16 protein-coding genes are annotated in these 19958 nt (G+C 54.4%); 9 read left to right on the top strand and 7 right to left on the bottom strand.

The window, feature by feature from the left end; all coding sequences use genetic code 11:
* Positions 1–44: 44 nt before the first annotated feature.
* Complete coding sequence (locus tag M0G74_RS06015; protein WP_248215615.1) at positions 45–989, top strand: LysR family transcriptional regulator; 945 nt, start codon at positions 45–47, stop codon at positions 987–989.
* An 85-nt stretch (positions 990–1074) separates the two neighbouring features.
* Here the strand turns inward: M0G74_RS06015 and M0G74_RS06010 are convergent, their stop codons facing one another.
* Positions 1075–3432 carry a penicillin acylase family protein gene (locus tag M0G74_RS06010; protein WP_248215614.1) on the bottom strand — a complete coding sequence of 786 codons (2358 nt, stop codon included), beginning with the start codon at positions 3430–3432 and terminating at the stop codon, positions 1075–1077.
* A gap of 333 nt (positions 3433–3765) precedes the next feature.
* On the opposite strand from M0G74_RS06010, the gene M0G74_RS06005 reads away from it, so the two are divergent.
* The 6 genes from M0G74_RS06005 to M0G74_RS05980 all read left to right on the top strand — a co-directional run bounded on the left by M0G74_RS06005 (position 3766) and on the right by M0G74_RS05980 (position 11184).
* Positions 3766–6342, top strand: coding sequence for a TonB-dependent receptor (locus M0G74_RS06005; RefSeq protein ID WP_248215610.1), 2577 nt, complete (start codon positions 3766–3768; stop codon positions 6340–6342).
* Between the two features lie 178 nt (positions 6343–6520).
* Positions 6521–7903 carry an ergothioneine biosynthesis protein EgtB gene (gene egtB, locus M0G74_RS06000; RefSeq protein ID WP_248215609.1) on the top strand — a complete coding sequence of 461 codons (1383 nt, stop codon included), beginning with the start codon at positions 6521–6523 and terminating at the stop codon, positions 7901–7903.
* Positions 7903–8901 (top strand): L-histidine N(alpha)-methyltransferase, encoded by a 999-nt coding sequence (egtD, locus tag M0G74_RS05995; protein ID WP_248215607.1) that lies wholly within the window; start codon positions 7903–7905, stop codon positions 8899–8901. The genes egtB and egtD overlap by 1 nt, the downstream gene beginning before the upstream one ends.
* Positions 8885–9439 (top strand): DUF411 domain-containing protein, encoded by a 555-nt coding sequence (locus M0G74_RS05990; RefSeq protein WP_248215606.1) that lies wholly within the window; start codon positions 8885–8887, stop codon positions 9437–9439. The genes egtD and M0G74_RS05990 overlap by 17 nt, the downstream gene beginning before the upstream one ends.
* An 87-nt stretch (positions 9440–9526) precedes the next feature.
* Positions 9527–10543, top strand: coding sequence for a hydrolase (locus M0G74_RS05985; protein WP_248215604.1), 1017 nt, complete (start codon positions 9527–9529; stop codon positions 10541–10543).
* Between the two features lie 122 nt (positions 10544–10665).
* Positions 10666–11184, top strand: coding sequence for an acyl-CoA thioesterase (locus M0G74_RS05980; protein ID WP_248215600.1), 519 nt, complete (start codon positions 10666–10668; stop codon positions 11182–11184).
* Positions 11185–11220: 36 nt separating this feature from the next.
* On the opposite strand, the gene M0G74_RS05975 is transcribed toward M0G74_RS05980, so the two are convergent.
* On the bottom strand, positions 11221–11889 hold the full coding sequence (locus M0G74_RS05975) for a TetR/AcrR family transcriptional regulator (RefSeq protein WP_201276811.1): 669 nt from the start codon (positions 11887–11889) through the stop codon (positions 11221–11223).
* A gap of 347 nt (positions 11890–12236) precedes the next feature.
* Here M0G74_RS05975 and M0G74_RS05970 point away from each other — a divergent pair, with 347 nt between their 5' ends.
* On the top strand, positions 12237–13007 hold the full coding sequence (locus M0G74_RS05970) for an outer membrane protein OmpK (RefSeq protein ID WP_248215597.1): 771 nt from the start codon (positions 12237–12239) through the stop codon (positions 13005–13007).
* 141 nt (positions 13008–13148) lie between these two features.
* On the opposite strand, the gene M0G74_RS05965 is transcribed toward M0G74_RS05970, so the two are convergent.
* From M0G74_RS05965 to M0G74_RS05950, 4 genes are all read right to left on the bottom strand, one after another.
* Positions 13149–14156: a 2-oxoglutarate and iron-dependent oxygenase domain-containing protein gene (locus M0G74_RS05965; RefSeq protein WP_248215595.1), complete on the bottom strand. Its 1008-nt coding sequence runs from the start codon at positions 14154–14156 to the stop codon at positions 13149–13151.
* A 141-nt stretch (positions 14157–14297) separates the two neighbouring features.
* Complete coding sequence (locus M0G74_RS05960) at positions 14298–15083, bottom strand: ABC transporter permease (RefSeq protein ID WP_248215592.1); 786 nt, start codon at positions 15081–15083, stop codon at positions 14298–14300.
* The gene (locus M0G74_RS05955; protein ID WP_248215590.1) at positions 15080–15889 is read right to left on the bottom strand and encodes an ABC transporter ATP-binding protein; all 810 of its coding nucleotides are present in this window, start codon (positions 15887–15889) and stop codon (positions 15080–15082) included. The genes M0G74_RS05960 and M0G74_RS05955 overlap by 4 nt, the downstream gene beginning before the upstream one ends.
* A 68-nt stretch (positions 15890–15957) precedes the next feature.
* Complete coding sequence (locus M0G74_RS05950) at positions 15958–16947, bottom strand: ABC transporter substrate-binding protein (RefSeq protein ID WP_248215589.1); 990 nt, start codon at positions 16945–16947, stop codon at positions 15958–15960.
* Between the two features lie 600 nt (positions 16948–17547).
* On the opposite strand from M0G74_RS05950, the gene M0G74_RS05945 reads away from it, so the two are divergent.
* Positions 17548–18906, top strand: coding sequence for an amidohydrolase family protein (locus tag M0G74_RS05945; RefSeq protein WP_248215587.1), 1359 nt, complete (start codon positions 17548–17550; stop codon positions 18904–18906).
* A 728-nt stretch (positions 18907–19634) separates the two neighbouring features.
* On the opposite strand, the gene M0G74_RS05940 is transcribed toward M0G74_RS05945, so the two are convergent.
* Positions 19635–19859, bottom strand: coding sequence for a hypothetical protein (locus tag M0G74_RS05940; RefSeq protein ID WP_207002363.1), 225 nt, complete (start codon positions 19857–19859; stop codon positions 19635–19637).
* Positions 19860–19958: the final 99 nt, after the last annotated feature.

The raw sequence follows: 19958 nt of genomic DNA, 5'->3' as shown, positions 1-19958 counted from the left end.
AAAAATTATAAAAATATGCTCAAATCTATCTAGAAATCCGATATATGGCAGTTCAGTCAGATTCGATAAGCACCCAAACCCCGAGAATCAGCCTCGAGCAATGGCGCTGCCTGGTTGCGCTGGTAGAGGCCGGCGGATACGCGCAGGCCGCGGATCGGCTGCACAAGAGCCAGTCGTCTGTGAGTTACGCGATTCAGAAGCTGGAATCGACGCTCGGGATGAAGGCCTTTGCTATCGAGGGGCGAAAAGCCGTACTGACGAGCACCGGCCAGATGCTGTACGCCCGCGCCAAACAGCTTCTGAATGACGCATCGGATATCGAGCGCGACGCCCACAAAGCCTCTGCCGGCTGGGAGTCACAGATTGGTATCGCCGTTGAAGTACTGTTTCCTACCTGGCTACTGCTAAATTGCCTGGATCAATTCGGCCGGGAAAGTCCGCAAACCCGTATCGAACTCTATGAAACGGTGCTCGGGGGCGCCCCGGAAGCCTTACAGGACGGGCGGGTCGAACTCGCGATATCGCCCCATGTCCCCCAGGGCTATTCGGGTGAACCCCTGGCGCGACAGGTCCGCATCATCCCGGTCGCGCATCCGGAGCACCCCCTGCATCAACTCGGCCGTGAGCTGACGGTTCGGGATTTACGCAGCCACCGCCACCTGGTTGTGCGGGACTCCAGCTCTACCCGTAACCGCAGCGCGACAACGGTAGAGGTTGCACAGCGCTGGACGGTGACCAATATGGCGACGTCAATCGGCGCAGCCTGCCGCGGCTATGGCTTTGCCTGGCTACCCGAGGAAAAGATTCGCAAGGAGCTGTCGGAAGGCACACTGAAACCACTACCGCTCCGTGGCGGCAGCGAACGTTATTTGCAGATGTATTTGATCTTCGCCGATCAGGAGTCACCCGGGCCAGGCGCGAAGCGGTTGGCGCAGATTATCCGTGACGAGATGGAGGCGGGTTGCCGCGCTGCCCAGTGCGACGCTTAGCCTGGATGCACGGAATACGATGAACAAAAAAGGCGCTCGATTGAGCGCCTTTCCTATCGACCTTATTTATCGGCAGGAATAAAAATTACTGCAGGGTCAGTGTGTAGGTCACCGCCTGTTCCTTCATTGGCGAAGGATTACCCTGCACCCAGTCCAGATGGCCATTGCCGAAGAAAGGGGAGAGCGGGTGGGCGCTCTGACCTGTCGCCATATGGAAAATACCCGATTCCTCATGGCCGGGTGCCACCACCATGCGCTCGGAAGCACCATTGGTGGAAGACTGGAACCTGGGCATGTGGGAGTCACCGGGCAGGTGGTCTGCGGGCATGGCGGTAAACCAGTTGACCGCACTCACCGCTCGTCCCAGCGGGTGTTGAATTTTTGCCGCATTCTGAACACCCCAGGTCTGCTGCTCCAGATCCAACCCGCCCTCAGCCATATCTTCGAGAACGCGATCCAGTGCGGCCAGCTTCAGCGCTTCCCAGGATTCGAATTCCGGGTTAAGCAGGTGTGCCGGCTCATTGGCGAGCATTTCCCATGCCGGATATTCCACCTGGCGGTTTACACGGCCAAATTTAAACTCCGGATCATAACGGCGCATGTAGGTGAGTACCGGTGCCGTAGACAGATCAATAAAGCGCAGGCGGAAGTTGCGCACGATGCGGTAGCCGACGGAGTCAGCACTCGCGCGACCGCCCCAATCGATGACCTGCTCACGTATCGCATCGTAGCCATCAACCCCATCGAGTAATGTGGCGAGCTGTTCCTGCCAGCGGCTGAGGAATACCGCGCGATCGTCCAGCTGAATATCCAGCAAGTCTTGCTCAGTGAACGTCTCGCGAGCGAACAGATCGTCGCGAATCTGTTGTTGACGGGCGCCGAGGGCATAACCGCCGTCACCCATTACTCGGAGGTATTCCCCGTCCATGGTGCGGGAATTTGCCGTCCAGATCCGGTGGGATGGCGGGTTGTACACCTGGGGCTGCTCTGCGGCACTCAGGTATCCGTCCCAGTAGGCGGAGCCATCTGCCCAGCTAACCGAACGGCTGCCATCAAGCCCGACACGGCGGGGAATTGGGCCAGCAACAGTCCAGCCGATATTGCCCTGACTGTCGCCGATCACGAAGTTCTGGTGGGGAATACCCAGTTCAGGTGCCAGATCCATCGCTTCGCGGGTGCTGGAAACCGTTTCCAATTTCAGGATGTTCATATTCGCGCCACGCAGGTCGTGGGCGACCCAGCGGTAGGCGAGGGGGTTACCCTTATGGTCTTCTGCGACAACCGGGCCCCAGATGGTTTTGCGAATCTCCACGCTGGCAGCCGGCTTTCCACTAATGGCAATCTCCTCCTCGACAATGTCGAAGTCCCGCCAGCCTTCCGGCGTACGGTATTGGTTGCCATCTTCGGATAACTCCAGGGGAATCAGGTCACCCCAATCCGCCGTGGTATTTGTGAAGCCCCAGGCTACTTTTCCGTTGCTGCCAGCCACGATAATCGGGCCGCCAGGGAGGGTGGCGCCACGCATTTCAAAATCCGTACCCGGCACCTTCCAGCCCGCACGGAACCAGATATTGGGTACCGTAATCGCGAGGTGCATATCGTCGGCAACAATGGCGCCGCCGTGCTCGGTCAGGGCACCACCCACAACCCAGTTGTTACTGCCGAAGATCATGTCTTCGCTTTCCATCTTCTGGTAAGCCATTGGCTCACCATCTTCTACCAGCGCGGCAATGTTGGTCGCGGGAAGCGCGACAGCTTCGCGCGCGTCACCGATTAACGGCGCATCCCAGATGCCGCCCTTGGGTACGAAAAACGCATAAAGATCGTCTGGCAGCAACTCCGCCAGCGCGTTGTCGCGCAACTCAAAATTACCGGTGGTGCTTTGCAGGGTCATGTACATGCTGAAAATGGTCAGCAAGCTATCGGCGGTGTCCCAAGCGCGAGGCTCCTGGCGGAGCAGGGCGTATTCCCAGGGGGCGGCGCCCAGCTGCGACAAGCCGTAGTTAACCCCGTTGGCGTAGTGCTTGAGAATCTGCTGCTGGTCCTGGGGCATGGCCGCAATGTTGCGCTTGGCCCGCTCCCGGAACTGATGGCGACGTACTTCCTGATCGTGCTCCAGGGCCGCTTCACCTACCAGCTCCGACAGTTCGCCGGCGGAATTGCGTCGCAGCAGATCCATCTGGAAGAAACGCTCCTGGGCGTGCAGAAACCCGAGTGCAAAGGCACTGTCGTTGCGGGTCTCGGCGGTAATAAAGGCCACGCCCTGGGCATCGCGCTCGATGCGAACTGGGCGCTCCAGTTGGCCCGTTTGCAGCTCCCCTTCGAGCAGGGGAAGGCTCTGTCGCAGCCAAAGCCAGGTGGCGATCGCAACTAGCGATAAGAGGACAGTGGTGGCAATGAGCGCTTTCACAATACGCCTTGGCCAGGGGGTGCTTTTGATCATCGCAGAATCTCTCGGGTAAAAAGCAAAATCGTTATTTTAGGACTTCGAGGACTAACGTACCGGTGTCAACCCGGTAAGAGTGTACCAGTGCTGACCGGGGGAATAATGGTTACCGAAGGACTTAGTCTGGTCACAATATCGCTGTTTTGGTTGAATAAAATGCCAACGTGGCGCACTAGTTCACATTTCGCGTTACGAAAACTGACCAGTCACAAGAAAAAGGTCACCACAAGCTTTTCTTAGGACACTAGTACCCGTAAGATGGCCGAACATAACTATCCAAAATGACCATTTTCCATCACGCTTTTCATATAACTAAAACGCGAGGACGCGATGATGTACAACGCCGACCAGTCCGGTAAAAACCGGTCCTTCACCCTGTCCACTCTCTCTGCTGCCATTGCCTTTACCGCACTGAGCGGTGCTGCTTCTGCGGCGGAGATTGAAGAAGTTGTGGTAACCGCACAGAAGCGTGCGGAAAACCTGCAAGACGTTCCAATTGCCATTTCTGCTTTCACCGGCGACAGCATGAAGGCCATGGGCGTAAAAAACCTGACCGACCTGGGTAAATTTACCCCGGGCGTTGAAATGAACAACGATACCCCGCTGCAGCCTACCTACAGCGTGCGCGGTATCGAAACCGGTGACTTCACCGTGGGTTCTGACCCTGCGGTAGCCGTTTACGTTGACGGCGTTTACACCGGTCGTGGCGCAGGCGCTGAAGTGCCGCTGGCAGATATCGAGCGTGTCGAGGTACTCAAAGGCCCGCAGGGAACCCTGTTCGGCCGTAACGCTACTGGCGGCGCCATCCATATCATTTCCAAGAAGCCGCAGGCAGACGACACCACCGAATTGAACCTGACCGCAGGTAATTATGGCCGTCAGTCCACCGACCTGCTGCTCAATCGCCAGCTGACCGATAACCTGTACGGTCGCTTCACTGCGTCGACCAACCGCCGCGATTCTTTTGCCGATAACAAGGCTGGAGATTTCGAAGTTGGCAACATTGACACCCAGACTTACCGTGCCTCTTTGCTGTGGGAGCCTACCGCGGATACCGAGGTTCTGTGGCGTGCTGAGTACGGCGTAATGGATCAGGGTAGCGCACTGCGTACCTCCATCGTTCCGTCTCTGCAGGCGGAAGCCGGTGGCACTGACGTGTTTGGTGACTACGCGCTGGACACCCCGACCATTGAAGATCGTGATTCCTGGGGTACCTCTGTCTCCGTGGTGCACGATTTTGAAAACGTGACCTTCACCTCCATCACTGCTTACCGCGGCTTTGAAGCCCACCTGCAGCAGGACGAGGACGGCACCGCGAACCCGGATTACATGTTTGGCTCTGCCAACTTCGACGATCAGACCCAGTTCTCTCAAGAATTCCGTCTGAACGGCGCCACCGACACGCTGAAGTGGACTCTGGGTGCTTCTTACTCTCGCGAAGAGCTGGAACACACCACCGACGCTTACTTCACTGCTGGCTCTCTGGAATCTTTCGCCGTCTACGAGGGCGTAAAAGCGCAGGTAGAAGCACTGGGTCTGGATCTGACCACCACGCAGGTGGAAGACATGGCTTACCAGCAGCGCCAGGCAATGATCGCTGGCGGTCTGGAAGGTGCGGCTGTTGCGACCTTCGTATACGACCTGATGGTGCAATCTGGACAAGCGGACGCGCTGCTGCAACAAATGGGCTCACCAGTGCCTGCGAGCATGCTGAACCGTGAGCAGATGGCCGCTCAGTTGATGGCCGGCATCACCCCCTGGGTAATGGCCGACACCCCCTGGACCGAATCTGTACTGAACAAGGGCGACTATCGCTCAGCGGCGATCTACGGTGACGCCACCTGGAGCCTGACTGACAAGTTGGACCTGACCGTCGGCGCGCGTTACACCGCCGATGAGAAAGACTTCTCCATCGTCAGCTCTTACCAGAACACACTGCCACTGGCACTGGCCGGCGGCATGGTCGATATCATGGGGCCGGATGGTAGCGTCATTGGTCAGCTGCCGATTCCAAGCATCCCGGTTGGCGCCATCCCTGCACCGCGTTTCGGTATGGCATTTAACAACAATGGCGTTGCTGACCTGAATCAGGATCTGAGCGACTCCTGGAGTGACCTGTCTGGCCGTCTGGTTCTGGATTACCGCTGGAACGACGACGTGATGACCTTCATCTCCGTGGCTGACGGCTTCAAAGCTGGTGGTTTCAACAGCTTCAGTGCAGCACCGGGCATCGATCCGTCCTTCGACCAGGAAGGTGTTACCAACCTCGAAATTGGCCTGAAGAGCAGCCTGTTCGACAATGCCGTGCGCTTCAACGCATCTGTGTTCGCGTATGACTACAAGAACCTGCAGCAGCTGGACCTGGTAGGCGCGCCTATCCCCAACTACTACCTGCGTAATGCCGATGCCGAAGGGCAGGGTGCTGAGTTTGAAGTCCAGTGGGCCGCCACCGATAACCTGTTTATCGCTGGTAACTACTCTTTCCTGGATACCGAGTACACCCGTTACCAGATCATCGAATCCATCGGTGAGACAGAGGAAACCCATTCTCGCGTAGGTCAGCCCCGCGTTGGCACCCCGGAGAACAAGTTCAACATCATGGCGGAATACACCTGGGATCTGACCAGTGGTAGTAACGTTGTGCTGCGTGGCGACTACAACTGGACCGACGAACGTGTTGGCTCCATCAGCGACCCGGCCCGGGTTATCCCGGACTACCAGCTGATGAACCTGCGCGCCGGCTGGAACAGCGCTTCCGATCGTTACTCTGCGGCCCTGTGGGTGCAGAACGTAACCGACGAAGAAATCGCTGGCGGCTACGGCGGTACCGGTGCAGCCATTGGTGCCAGCCCTGCATGGCGCTTTATGCCGCGCATGTACGGTGCAGACTTCACCGTGCGCTTCTGATCACAGATATTGTGACAGACAACAAAAGGGTCGGCTTCGCCGGCCCTTTTTTGTGCCCGAGGGAAATGTAAGGAAAATTCGTGGCGCGGATTCCTTCGCCTGCACCGGCATTGTCATGGGAATTCGCCACAATGGTTGTATGATCAATAACAGTCACCGCCGTCGACCGAGCTAAGGGATGAGTCTGATAACAGAAGCTGGTTCATCAGTATCGCAAAGCACTGGATCTGAGCACTTGGGGCAAGACGAGGCTCGGGAGCTTTCCCTGGATGAGCGAGCCGCACTACTCAGCCACTTCCAGCAGGTACGGAGCGAAACCGAAGGTCTCACCGACCCGCTGACGGCGGAAGATATGCAACTGCAGTCCATGCCCGATGCCAGCCCCACAAAATGGCACCTCGCGCATACCAGCTGGTTTTTTGAAACCTTCATTTTGCGTCAATATCTCCCCGATTATTACGTCTACGATCCCGCCTACCACCAACTGTTCAATTCCTACTACAACTCTCTCGGCAAGCCTTTTGCCCGCCCCCAAAGAGGGCTACTTTCTCGTCCGTCCATCGAACAGGTCTATGCCTACCGGGCGCAGGTCGATCGGGCCGTGGAGCAGTGGCTGACAGAGGAAGATGTCACGGCAGGCCATGCCCAACTGCTGGAACTCGGAATCCACCATGAGCAGCAACATCAGGAATTACTGCTCACGGATATCAAACACGCACTTTCCATGAATCCGCTGGCACCAGCCTACCGGGAAGATCTCGCGTGGGACAGTGAAGGAGCAGATACCGCTGCACCGCTGCGATGGTTGCAGGTGCCCGAGGACAACTACACCCTAGGGTGTGATGGAGAGTTTTTCAGTTACGACAACGAAGGCCCGGCGCACCAGCGTTTTCAGCAGGCTTTTCGTATCGCATCTCGTCTTGCCACCAACGGGGAATATCTTGAGTTCCTGCAGGACGGCGGCTATGAAGAACCTCGCCTGTGGCTATCCGATGGCTGGAGCCATGTGCAACAAGCCTGGCAAGAGCGGCGACAACAGGGTGACGCCCTGCAGGCACCACTGTATTGGCGGGAAATTGACGGGGAATGGTTTGAATTTACCCTGGCGGGATTGCAGCCACTCGACTTGCAGGCACCAGTCTGTCACCTCAATTTCTACGAGGCCGATGCCTTCGCCAGCTGGGCGGGCCAGCGACTACCGACAGAGTTTGAGTGGGAAATTGCCGCCTGGCTGCACTGTCAGAAGAATGCGGCACAACAGGCAAAAATGCTTGAAAACCGAAGTTTTCAGCCACTGACCGAGACAGATAGCGATGGCAATTTACAACTCCTGGGCAACGCCTGGCAGTGGACCTCCAGCGCCTATCAACCTTATCCGGGCTACAAAGCCAGCACAGATGCGGTCGGCGAATACAACGGCAAATTCATGTGCAACCAGATGGTTCTGCGGGGCGGCTCCTGCGTGACACCGCGCAGCCATATCCGAATCAGTTACCGCAATTTCTTCTATCCTCACCAAGCCTGGCAATTTTCCGGGATTCGACTGGCGGGAGACATATAGTGAATTTGGCAGCGACCGTGGCAGACAAAGCAGGGAAGGCATGGCATCAAGCGTCCACTCAATTGGACCAGCAGCGACAACAGTTCGCACAAGATGTAGTGGCAGGGCTGTCTGCCCGGCAGAAAACACTGCCGTGTAAATATTTGTATGACGAAGCCGGCTCCAAGTTATTTGAGGCGATTTGCGAACTTGACGACTACTACCTTACCCGTACCGAAGGGCAAATTTTCGAGTACCGATTACCAGAGATAGCGCAGGCCCTGGGGCCGGAGGTCGTATTACTGGAACCAGGGGCAGGCAACTGTGAAAAGGCCGAGCCGCTGCTCGCCGCCATGTCCGAGCCAGTAGCCTATTACCCCCTGGATATATCCCCGGAAATCCTTCTTGCGGCCCAGCGCAGGATTCAAGGGCAGCTACCGCAATTGGAAGTCGTACCGGTGATTGGCGATTTCACCGATCCGGCGGCCTGGGACTCCCTGCCAAAGAGTCACTATCGCAAGGTCCTGTTTTTCCCCGGGTCAACCATTGGCAATTTCACGCCTGAAAAAGCCCGCGAGCTGCTGTGTCAATTTTCCGCACAATTGTCCAGCGGCGATGGCCTGCTGATAGGCGCGGATTTGGTAAAAGATTCTGTGGTATTGGAGCGGGCCTATCACGACAGCAACCACGTTACGGAAGCCTTCAATAAAAACCTACTGCACCGTATTAATAGTGAACTGCAGGGCAATTTTGATATCGATGCGTTTGCGCACCGGGCTTTCTATCACAGCTTGCGCCAGCGCGTGGAAATGCATCTGGTGAGCCTGGCGGCGCAGAGCGTCGAAGTGGCGGGCACACAGTTTCATTTTACCGAAGGTGAAACCATCCATACCGAGAACAGCCATAAATACACCTTACCTGGACTGCAGGCACTGCTGCAGGAAACAGGCTTTAACACCAAGCAATACTGGACGGACAATAATCATCACTATGCGATTTTCTATGCCGAAGTACCTTGACCTGAGGGTGAGTGCCTCATTGTTTTTTAAAGCCGCCGTTTTTGCGTTTATGGCCTACGGACTTTCCGCCTGCAGCACCAGCGGCAGCGCGCCCGGAGGTACAAACGGCAGTGGCGATCAGCCCAGTCACAAAGAGGACATGGTCGTATACAAGTCGCCGTTTTGCCTCTGCTGTAAAGACTGGATCACGCACCTGCAGCAGAATGCGATTAACGTCGGCAGCGAAAACGGCCTGGATACTGCCAGTGTCAAACAGAAGTGGGGGGTGCCGCCCAGCATGCAGGGATGCCACACCGGTGTATGGCGTAACCAGTATGTTTTTGAAGGGCATGTACCCGCGCGTCTGATTCGGAAATTCCTGTCCGATCCACCCAAAGACAGTATCGGGCTGGCCGTCCCGGGTATGCCTCAAGGAAGCCCGGGCATGTACCGGGGTGGGGATTTCGAGCCTTATGTCGTCTACCTGATCATGACGGGTGGAGAATACCGTTTTTATGAAAAAGTAACTTCGCCGGAACCTGCCGGTAAATCCGTTTAGTCCTCTGGTAACTTACCGGCCACAAGGTTAGGCTTTCGGCCCTTCACCGCATTCATCGCGGTTATTTTCAGCAAGGGCCGTTTTACATTGAGTCACACTGCTTTCGATACCGGCAAAGAGAAGAGCCTGATCAATCATTTTCAACCTGGGATAGGCCTCGGAAACTGCCATCTGCAGACCATTTTCTCTCGCTATCACCGGCCCAGGCCCTGGATTCGTACCCAGCTCCAATGGTTTACCACCCCGGATCAGGACCGCCTGGCCCTGCATACCCCCACGCCTCTTTGCGATAACCGGGAAAGGCCGATTGTCCTGATACTGCATGGGTTGGAAGGTTCTGTAGAATCTCCCTACGTACAGGGCCTGATGCAGGTATTGATGGGTACCAAATTTCAGGTCGCAGTAATGCACTTTCGCGGTTGCGGCGGCATTCCTAACCAGTTGCCTCGGGCCTACCACAGTGGCGACAGCGAAGACCCCCGATGGCTCGCGACCCAATTACGCGAGCATTATCCCAACACACCGTTGATGGCCGTAGGCTATTCCTTGGGCGGTAACGTCTTGTTGAAATGGCTGGGGGAAGACGGGGAGGGCAGCCCGCTGAGCGCAGCGGTATCCGTTTCAGCCCCATTGGACCTTCACCTTTCCAGTCGCAGAATGAACCTGGGCTTTTCCAAGGTTTACCAGCGCCACCTGCTTACAAGCCTGAAGGAAAGCCTGGGACGTAAAGCGCAGGATCCAGCGCTGGCCAAGGCCATGCCTCCGCTGAATCAAGCGCGCTATTTCAGCAATTTTCGCAACTTCGATGACCACTTTACGGCCCCACTGCATGGGTTTCAGGGCGTAGACGACTATTACACGAGGGCGTCGAGCCGCCCCTTCCTGAAGAATATCGCACGTCCAACCCTGCTTATTCACGCAATGGATGACCCATTTGTCTGTCCGGATGCGGTTCCCGGTTCCAGCGAGGTAAGCCCAAGTGTTCAGCTCGCCATCAGCAAGCGGGGAGGGCATGTGGGTTTTGTGAGCGGCAGTTTGTGGCGACCAGAATACTGGCTCGAGTCTGCTATTCCTGACTTCCTGGGCCAGATACAAGGCAAATAATCTCCGCGGCAGGCCCGCATCTTGCAGATCGATTACTTTGAAGCGTCTGGATCCAGATCTGACGTATCGCCAGATACAGTGGAGAGACCATGAGGCAAATGGTAGGAACGAGGGAGATTGAGATGGAAGCCCGAGATCACCAGCTCAGCATGAGCGTTTTGATGACGCCAGACATGGCCAACTTTTCCGGCAAGGTACACGGTGGTGAACTGCTGTCTTATCTGGACAAAGTGGCCTATGCCTGTGCCAGCCGTTTTGCCGGCTGCTATGTGGTTACACTGACTGTAGACCGCGTGCTATTTAGGGAGTCGATCAACGTGGGGGAACTGGTGACTTTCCTCGCGTCCGTAAACTACACGGGCAATACCTCAATGGAAATCGGTATCAAGGTGGTTACCGAAGACATTCGCAAGCGGACCACCAGGCACACTAATAGCTGCTATTTCACGATGGTTGCACTGGGAGAAGATGGACGCCCCATTCCTGTGCCCAAGTTTGAACCCATCACATTAATCGAAAAGCGCCGCTTCGAAGCGGCTATTTTGCGCCGCAAGTTGCAGAGAGGGCAGGAAGAGGCGCACATGGAGATCAAGAAAAAGGTGGAGCAGGAACTGGGCGGCGACCTCCGCGAACTTGCCTAGCGCCGGACGCGAACTGCGATAGAGCAAAAATTGGGGTCAGCCTTTCCAGCTGGGCGTAAGGCCGCACCTGGCAAGAATCATTTCGGCTACAAAACGGCCGATACGCTCAATGTCAGTATCGTCGTACTCACCTTTGTTCAGAAGCTTGAGGATCTGGGATTCAAAATCTCCGTAGTGCTGGCTGGATGACCAAATCATGAACAACAAATACTCCGGATCCACCGGCTGTATTTTTCCCTGCGCAATCCAACTATTAATCACTTCAACCTTGTGCCGGAACCATTTGCGCATGTTGCCGCGTATGTATTCATCCAAATACGGCGCTCCGGCAATGATTTCCGTAGCAAAAAGCTTGGAGGGTAGTGGGTTTTCACAGGACTGCCGCACCTTGTTCAAGATGTAAGATTCCAGTGCATCCCGGGGATCATCGTCTTCGGTTACTTCAAAACTGCGGTTCCACTCGCTAATGATTTCCTCAAGTACCGCCGCGTACAGTAGAGATTTACTCTTGAAGTAGTAGTGGATATTGGCTTTGGGGAGACCAGCCTGATTGGCAATGGACATCATACTGGCGCCTTTGTAGCCATACTGGGCAAAGATTATCTTTGCCGCCTCTAAGATGTCCTTGTAATTCTGCTCCCGAATTTTACCCACTTTGTATTTCTTATCTGCCTCCAGTGAAGCTTTTACATCCTCAATCTTCACATCCGTCCCCTGTGAAACCAGCCAATGCGTGGCGTGAGCGCTGCCATTTGCGACGTTATCGGATAAATCCGATCTGTACGGTCAAATTATTTATTCAAATAGACCTGAATATACGAACAGCAAAAGAAAGTCATCATTGTTCAACAAAAACGCACCCTCAAAACTGTTGTCCGATCGGACAGCTTTCTGTATTATTTTTCTGGTTGATCATTTTCCTATTAGGCGCGCATCCAATTGGCGCCCAACAATAAAGAGTGAAGTACCTAGTCGAAAATCTCTAAGGGAGATTTCCGGGTAGGTATTTATGTGGGTCTCATAAAGCGAATACTCAATTTATGAGGATCAACATGAAAATGATGAAAAAATCCCTGGCTGCGCTTTCCTTGGTAACTTTGGCAAGTGGTGCCCAGGCTGAAATTACCTGGAGCAATACATCTGTAACCCTGTTATCTGCAAATGAATACCTGAATCCATTTAGTGGCGAAGACGGTAGTGGCAGCGTACTGACATTTGCCAATGCCGCGTCCTATAACTGGGGAAAAAGCTTCTTTTTTGTCGATCGCTTCAAGACCGATGATAAAGAAACGCTCGAAGATAGTTCCTACGGCGAGCTGAATGTGGATTTCAGCCTGACCGGTGGTAAAGGATTCGAGGCAGGTTTGATCAAGGATGTCTATGTGGCAACGACTTGGGAGTATGCAGCGTCGCCCAATGTGGACAATCTACTGATCGGCTCCTCTGTACGCTGGCGCCTGCCGGGGTATGCATGGATAGACACTGGTCTTTACGTTCGTGATAACGGCAAAAACAAGTACGGTGTGGAAGAAGATACCAGTTACCATTTTGCCAGTGCCTGGGGCATTCCGTTTTCCCTGGGTGACACGAAAATGAGTCTGGAAGGGTTCATTGACCTGCAAACCTCTACGGAAACCAATTTTGGTCAGGATGTGCCGATGAAAATCGTGCTACAACCGAAATTGAAGCTGGATATGGGGGGAATCTTCGGCAATCCCGGTACTTTCTTCGCAGGCCTGGAATACGACTACCGCAAGAATATGTACGGGGTAGACGGCCAGGATCAAAAGAACCCTCAGCTGTTTGTCGAATTTAGTCTTTAATTAAGCATTACCCCGGCCACTGGCCGGGGTTTTTGTTAGTGGTGAGGATAGAAGAAATATCAGAGCGCGCCAGAAGCAGGTAGTGAAGGGAGGGGATGAGATAGGATAGGAGTAGGGCGCATAATACGCGCCCCGGTTAGATCAGCCCTTGGAGTCTGCGAAGTTCGCGTTAATTCGAAGCTTCAAGTAATCCGCCGCACTGATCGGCGCATAGCGTTTCTGGGGACCTTGAATCATCATGTCTTTATTCGCCTGGCAGAAGTAGGCCATGCTGTAACGAGAATGCTGTCCTTCTTCCGGACGCGGCATCCTCACACGGTGCAATGTGGACTTGAGCTCATCGTCACTCCAGCGCATCAACATATCGCCAATGTTACAGGTGATAACGCCATTTTGCGGAATTACGGGATACCAAACGAGCTGGTTGCGCGCGTCTTTGCCACCGCAAACCTGTAGTCCTCCCTGATTTTCCTGCTGAAACACCATCGTTAGGCAGTCAAAATCCGTGTGCGCACCAGCGCGCCAGCTTTTTCCGTCGAGTTGTTCCGGATTATCGATCGGCAGATAGTGCAGCAGACGCAAGGTATTCTGGTATTCAGCCGATTCCGGATGGTGCGCCCGGGTGAAGAAATCCCGGTCGAACCCCAGGCGCTCAGCAAAGCAGGACAGGACCTGCATTCCCAATTTCCAACACTGCCGTTCAAAATCCAGCATATCGCTATGGAAGTTGGGTAGCACCTCGTCTGAGGGCCAAAGTCTGGTCATATTGGGCAGGGTGATCTGGTAGGACTCCTTACGGTCAGCAACCCCCGTAGAAGGGCGTACCTGAGCCATGTATTCCCATCCAGCATTTGTCCCGTCTTTGAGCGGATATTGCTGCTTCTCGCCCGTGTCGAGTGCGAAGAATTCTTCGGAAAGGCGAAACGTTTTCTGTATGTGTTGCAGCGGGATACCGTGATTCGAAAGCTGGAAAAAGCCAACTTCAGTGGCCGCTTGCCATAAGGCTTCGGTAATTTCCTCACGGCGTTGTTCAAAATCGGACAGGTCGATTAACGGGATAATACTGCTTTCGGCTTCCTCCCCTAATCCGCCGAGTGTTGATTCAAACTTGAGTTCATCCAGTGCATATTGCACGTTACTGGTTGTCATTGTGGTCTCCATAAAAGTTGCGACCGTTCGGCCGCGATTGCTAATGGAGCAATGCCTGGTTCCTGTTGGGATACCTGCCGCTTCTACTCCTGATTACCCGTCACTGAACTGCACATGGCAACGGGAAAGCCAGTATCTGGCTTACACGCGCTGATCCTTCGGTAGACTCCAGCTAAAGAAGCGCTTTTGAATCCACTGCACCAGCTTGAACAGTGCCAAACTGACCGCAGACAAAAATATGAGAGAGGAAAACGCCTGCGGCACTTTAAAGAAGGATGTCGAGAACTGGATGAAATATCCCAGCCCTTTTTCCGCGGCGACAAATTCCGCAACGACTGCACCGATGATGGAGAGCGTAATGGCGACTTTCATACCACTGAAGATATGCGGCGTGGCGTAGGGCAGGCGTATCTGCAGTATCTCCTTGCGACGACCGGCCCGGAGTGAGCGGGATAGCTCGATCAGCTCACTTGGGGTTTCCAGCATGCCCGTCGTCATGGCCACCACAAGCGGGAAGAAGGTAATCAGGCAGGTAATGGTAAGTCGCGGGGCGTCCCCGGTTCCGAAGATCACAATAATCAGGGGCGCTACCGCTACCACAGGGGTCGACTGAATAATGACCAAAAGCGGATACAGTGTCTTGGTCATATAGCGAGAGCAGACCATAGCGACCGCCAGGGGAAAGCTGATCAGCATCGAGAGGCCAAAACCCAATACCGCAACACGCAATGTCGCCCACAGATGATCCAGCCAACGAGCGGAATCCACTTCGTAAAAGGCATTTATTATTCGACTGGGCGAGGGCAGTAGATAATCGGGTATCGACAGTGTGCGACAGAGAATTTCCCAGAGAGGGACAATGCTGAGCAGCGTCACCATAGGCAGCAACTGCTTGAGACGTTGTGGATTCATGATTGTCTGAGTCATAGGTTTACTACTTTTGCGATAGATGGCGCGGGGGCGGCGTCACGGGGCTGGTAGATATATCGACGGATTTCATCGGTATAACGACCGAAGCGACTGTCCTGAATGGTTGCCGTGGAACGGGGACGCGGCAGGTCGATGGCTATTTCACCGCTGATGGTTCCGGGTCTCTCGCTCATGATCAGCACACGGTCTGCAAGTAGCACCGCTTCTGAGATGGAGTGGGTAATAAACAGAACGGCTTTCGGTCGCTCGTGCCAAATTTTCAGCAGATCAAAACCCATCTCCTCACGAGTCAGGGCATCAAGCGCCGAGAAAGGCTCGTCCATAATTAGAATTTCAGGGTCGAGAAGTAGCGCGCGGACGATACCAACACGCTGTTGCATACCGCCAGAGAGCTCATCGGGCATGCGTTCGGCAAATTCCGACAGTCCTGCCATCGCGAGCAGTTCATCCGCTCGCCGTTTATCCACTGTTTTTACGGCCCCGTGCTTATGTCGTATGGGAAACAAGACATTCTCTTTCACGCTGAGCCATGGTAACAGCGTGGGCTTTTGAAATACGATCCCGGTTTCATCCCGCGGTCCTTCGACTTCTTTGCCGAACATTTCCACGGCACCTTCGGATGGGATCAGAAGACCGGTGAGGAGTCGCAACAGGGTAGACTTGCCACAACCGGAAGGTCCAACTACGGCAACAAATTCATGCTTACTGATATCAAAGTTCACATCGTGCAATGCCTTGATGGCCTTGCCTTCATCGCTAATGTAAGTATGCCCAACGCCTTTCAAGGTTACGTAAGGATTCATTTTTTTCTCCAGTAGGGCCGGGCACTCGCACCCGGCTCGCGCTCTTTATTTCGTCCTTAGTAGCCAGCTCAGTCCAGCAGTTGTCGACTCACTGCCGCTTCCGGGTCCAGCGCCGCAGCGTCCAAGCCTTTTGCTTTGGCGACGATCTGCCAGGTTTTTTCCAGGCGTTTTGCTTCCAGAGCACCAAGTCCATCTTTTGCGCTGATGTCGTTGTACACCAGTGATTTGATGGATTTGATGGTCTCGGCAGCAATTAATGCATCGACTTCGGGTACCGCTGTGTGCACAGCAGCACCACTCTCTTCCGGGTTAGCCCAGGTATAGTCCATGGATTTTTTATAGGCGCGTACAAAGCGCTTGGCTACGTCCGGTCGCTCGTCAATAAAGGTTTCACTGGCGATCAGAGATGATGAGTAGATTGAAAGGCCGGCGCTATACCAGGGAATAACCTTGATCGACTTGCCCGCGCCTTCTGCTTGCGCCCGGTATTTCGGGATGTCCGTTACCCAGGCAATGATGGCATCGGTAGCGCCGTTCACCAGCATAGGATTCAGTGCGCCAGGATCCGCCTTAATGAGCTTCACGCTGTCTTCGGGAAGGCCGCTCATATCCAGCAGCAGTGGCAGGAACATATTGGAGGAAGTGAACGGGGAGGAGGCGAGGCGCTTGCCGTCTATGTCCGCTACCCCGTTGATACCGCTATCCTCCAGGGTGAAAAACGCGTGGGGCGCATCGCTGAAAACGGTCATCACCGCTTTGACTTCCACATTGCTTTCCGCGCGGGCGGCGAGCAGGGCGCCGATATCTGCAAGGCCAACATCGGATCGGCCGGTAGCCAGCTTGGTAATGGCGTCAGTGCTGCCTCGACCCTGGGCGATCTCGACTTCCAGCCCCTCGTCAGCAAAGAACCCCTTGGCAATACCAACGTAAACGGCCGCTTTATCCCCGCCCGGCAGCCAATCCAGTTGAAAAGTGACTTTATCGGCAGCCCACAGCGCCGGTGAGCACAGCAGCAAAACAAAACCCGCAAGGGTCTTCGAAAAGTTGAGTAGACGCATGATCTGTCTCCATATCAATGTATTTGATTGGGGCCGACGTGATACGTGCGATTAAGGTGGGCAAACTGCTGCGACAGACCTGCGGACAGATTTAGTGGTAGGTATTGGGTCTCACCGCAACAAGCTTCCTGATAGCAGCAGCTACCCGGTTCTTGAATCACGCCGTGAGCAATGACCGGGTAGAGTATCTCAAACCGCGAGGCTTACCTGTCCGCTTATACTCAACGCTAAAGTGCGCACAATTGACTTAGCAAATGCTGTGCCACTAATATTTATTGACCGATACGACAGTAATTTGTGGGTTTTTCAGGATATTGTTCGGTTTTGATTATCTTGCGATGCTCACTATCGGTGCACACAGAGGTAGGGCGCCGCGAATTGGTGCGCTAGCTAGTGCGAAAATGATGCGCAGGTGAAGCTTGTGAAAATGGTATCCCGCGTGATCAAGAATGGTGCGCGGCCATAGTCAATTTTTGATACTAAATTGTCGATACATGGCCTCCGTCACAGCATCAATCGTAATAACATCGGACAGAGTAGAAGCGGTCGGGTCGTTCCTGGACATTGCTCTTGGTCTGTAATTGTCCAAGGAATTTAGACGTGGATTATCTGATCAAAAATGCAGAAGCGGTTCATGCTCCCCAGTCCGGGAATGTGACCGACCTTAGAATTACCAATGGCTACATTGCAGAACTGGGCCGGGATCTCGCTCCAGCACCCGGCGAAACGCTAATCGATGCCCGTCAATGTGTTGTACTGCCGGGGCTCGTCAACACCCACCACCACCTTGCCCAGTCTGTACTGAAAGGCGTGCCCGAAGGCTTGAATCAGGGACTAGGGGAGTGGTTGGCATCGGTTCCTTACCGCTTCTGGCCACACTTCACTCCCCGGCTGATGTATCTCGCCGCGACATTGGGATTGTCTGAATTGCTGCGCTCGGGAGGAACCACCTGCGCAGACCACCATTACCTTTACCATGCCGGCGTTACCGAGGAACTGGAGGATGCGGTGTGGCAAGCGGCGGAGGATCTGGGTATCCGTCTCGTGCTATGTCGCGGCGGTGCAACCGTCTCCGGTTCACATAAAGGCATGGCGCGGGCCGGTATTCGCCCCGAAAATATCGATACCATGCTCGAGCGTATCGACGCTAGCCGCAGCCGCTATCATCAGCCACACTCCAATGCCATGCGCAAGCTGGTCGTCGCGCCAACCAGTTTGATTCACTCGAGTAGGGCAGAGGACCTACGCGCACTCGCGGCCTACGCCCGCGAACATGACTTGCGACTACATTCCCACCTTCTCGAAGTCCCTTTCGACGAATCCCAGGCCCAGGCGCTGCATGGCTGTTCTGCCGTCGAGTATGCCGCCCGTTGCGACTGGTTAGGGCCCGATGTCTGGTTTGCACATCTGGTACAGGCCACGACGGCAGATATCGAGCAACTGGCCGCAACCGGTACCGGAATCAGCCATTGCCCAACCTCCAATTGCCGTCTTGGCAGCGGCATTGCGCCAGTGACCGCAATGGATAAGGCCGGCATGCCGGTATCACTGGGGGTTGATGGCTCTGCATCTTCTGAGTCTGCCTCCATGATTCAGGAGGCAAATCTGTCCTGGTTGCTGCACCGGGCCGTACATGGACCTGACGCCACAACACTGGAACGCTGCCTGGATTGGTCGAGCGTAAACGGCGCCAGATTGCTGGGTTTGGACAATACAGGTGAATTGGCGATTGGCCGCGCAGCGGATCTGGTGGTCTACGATCTGGCGCATTACCGATACAACGGAGTGCATGCGCGCACGTTAGCTCCAGTGATGGCCGGCGAACCTGTAAAAGTGAAAGCAAGCTTCGTACACGGCCGCCAAGTTGTCGATAACGGCGAAGTAGTTGGCCTCGATCAGGCGCAAGTTGCCAGCGAATTGAGCCGTGAAATGCTGCAGTTATTGAAGCGTGCCAGCTGACGTTGGTGCTAGCGCGTAAACGAGTGGCATACCTGGTTGTATTAATTGGTGCATGTTCTGGTGCACTTGAATTCTCAAGCCCCGAACAGGGGCATCTTGCTTCTTCGCAACGTTATTGATGTCTCTAGAAGTTAGAGACGAGAAGCGGGATTTTCTAATCCTGCACTCAGATCGCGCGGCTTCGCCACAAATCAATCTATGCCGTGCGAACAGAAATTTTTCGCGATATTTACTGGCCGGACGGGCAGGATTTATCGATGTCAGCGAAGTTCTCTAGAGAAGTTCTTTGCAGAACTGGGTTACCGACCAAAGAGCTGTTGAAGGATAACGGTCAGCCGGAGTCATCGTGGGCATCCACATCCAAAAAGCCTCACTCTCACCATTAAATACACGATTTAACAATGTATGCCGTTTCGAAAAGTGTTGCATTCTAACTTCGCAGCTAAAGCTCAAATATCCTGAGCTTATCCCGCTTAGAAACAGTCTTTATTAACTGCTCGTATGTTGCACTAAGAATTCCAATGTCTGTTGCAAATTTGGCTATTTGACGAAGTTGAGAGAAATGTTGCGTAACAACTCGCTAACTTATTGATTTCTATGAACAAGTTCGGCTCGGATGTTTAAGCATGGCTGTAGGCTTCAGCCAATGCCAATCGCAACGCCCGCTCACAGCGCATCACCGTCGCTAAGACAGAAGGGTAGAACTGGCTATCACGAGTCTACGGCACTTACAACTCCAGATCTCCCACTCGGGTAGGCATGCACCTGGGCTTGAATCCGTTGGCGTGGCCTCTATGCCCCCCTGAGCGCTTGTAGGCGGCGGCACCCAGGTACTCTATCAGCATCAGCTCGCTATGCAGCACTTCGAACGCTGACCCTAGGTCATCAAATCCCTGCTCGGACAGGATTTCAGCCATAGCGGTAATTGCGGTATTCTCATTGTCGCAAGTCACGGTTATTTCCTTTAGGGTTTTACTTTGTTTGTCGACAATCAGTCTAACGGTGGCCTGCTCCTAAATCATTGTGCAGGCGAATTTACAGAATGGATGGTG

The organism is Microbulbifer sp. CAU 1566 (genome assembly GCF_023156515.1).
Taxonomy (GTDB): Bacteria; Pseudomonadota; Gammaproteobacteria; order Pseudomonadales; family Cellvibrionaceae; genus Microbulbifer.
The sequence above is the reverse complement of the archived record's forward strand: the minus strand, read 5'-3'. Positions and strand labels throughout refer to the sequence as shown.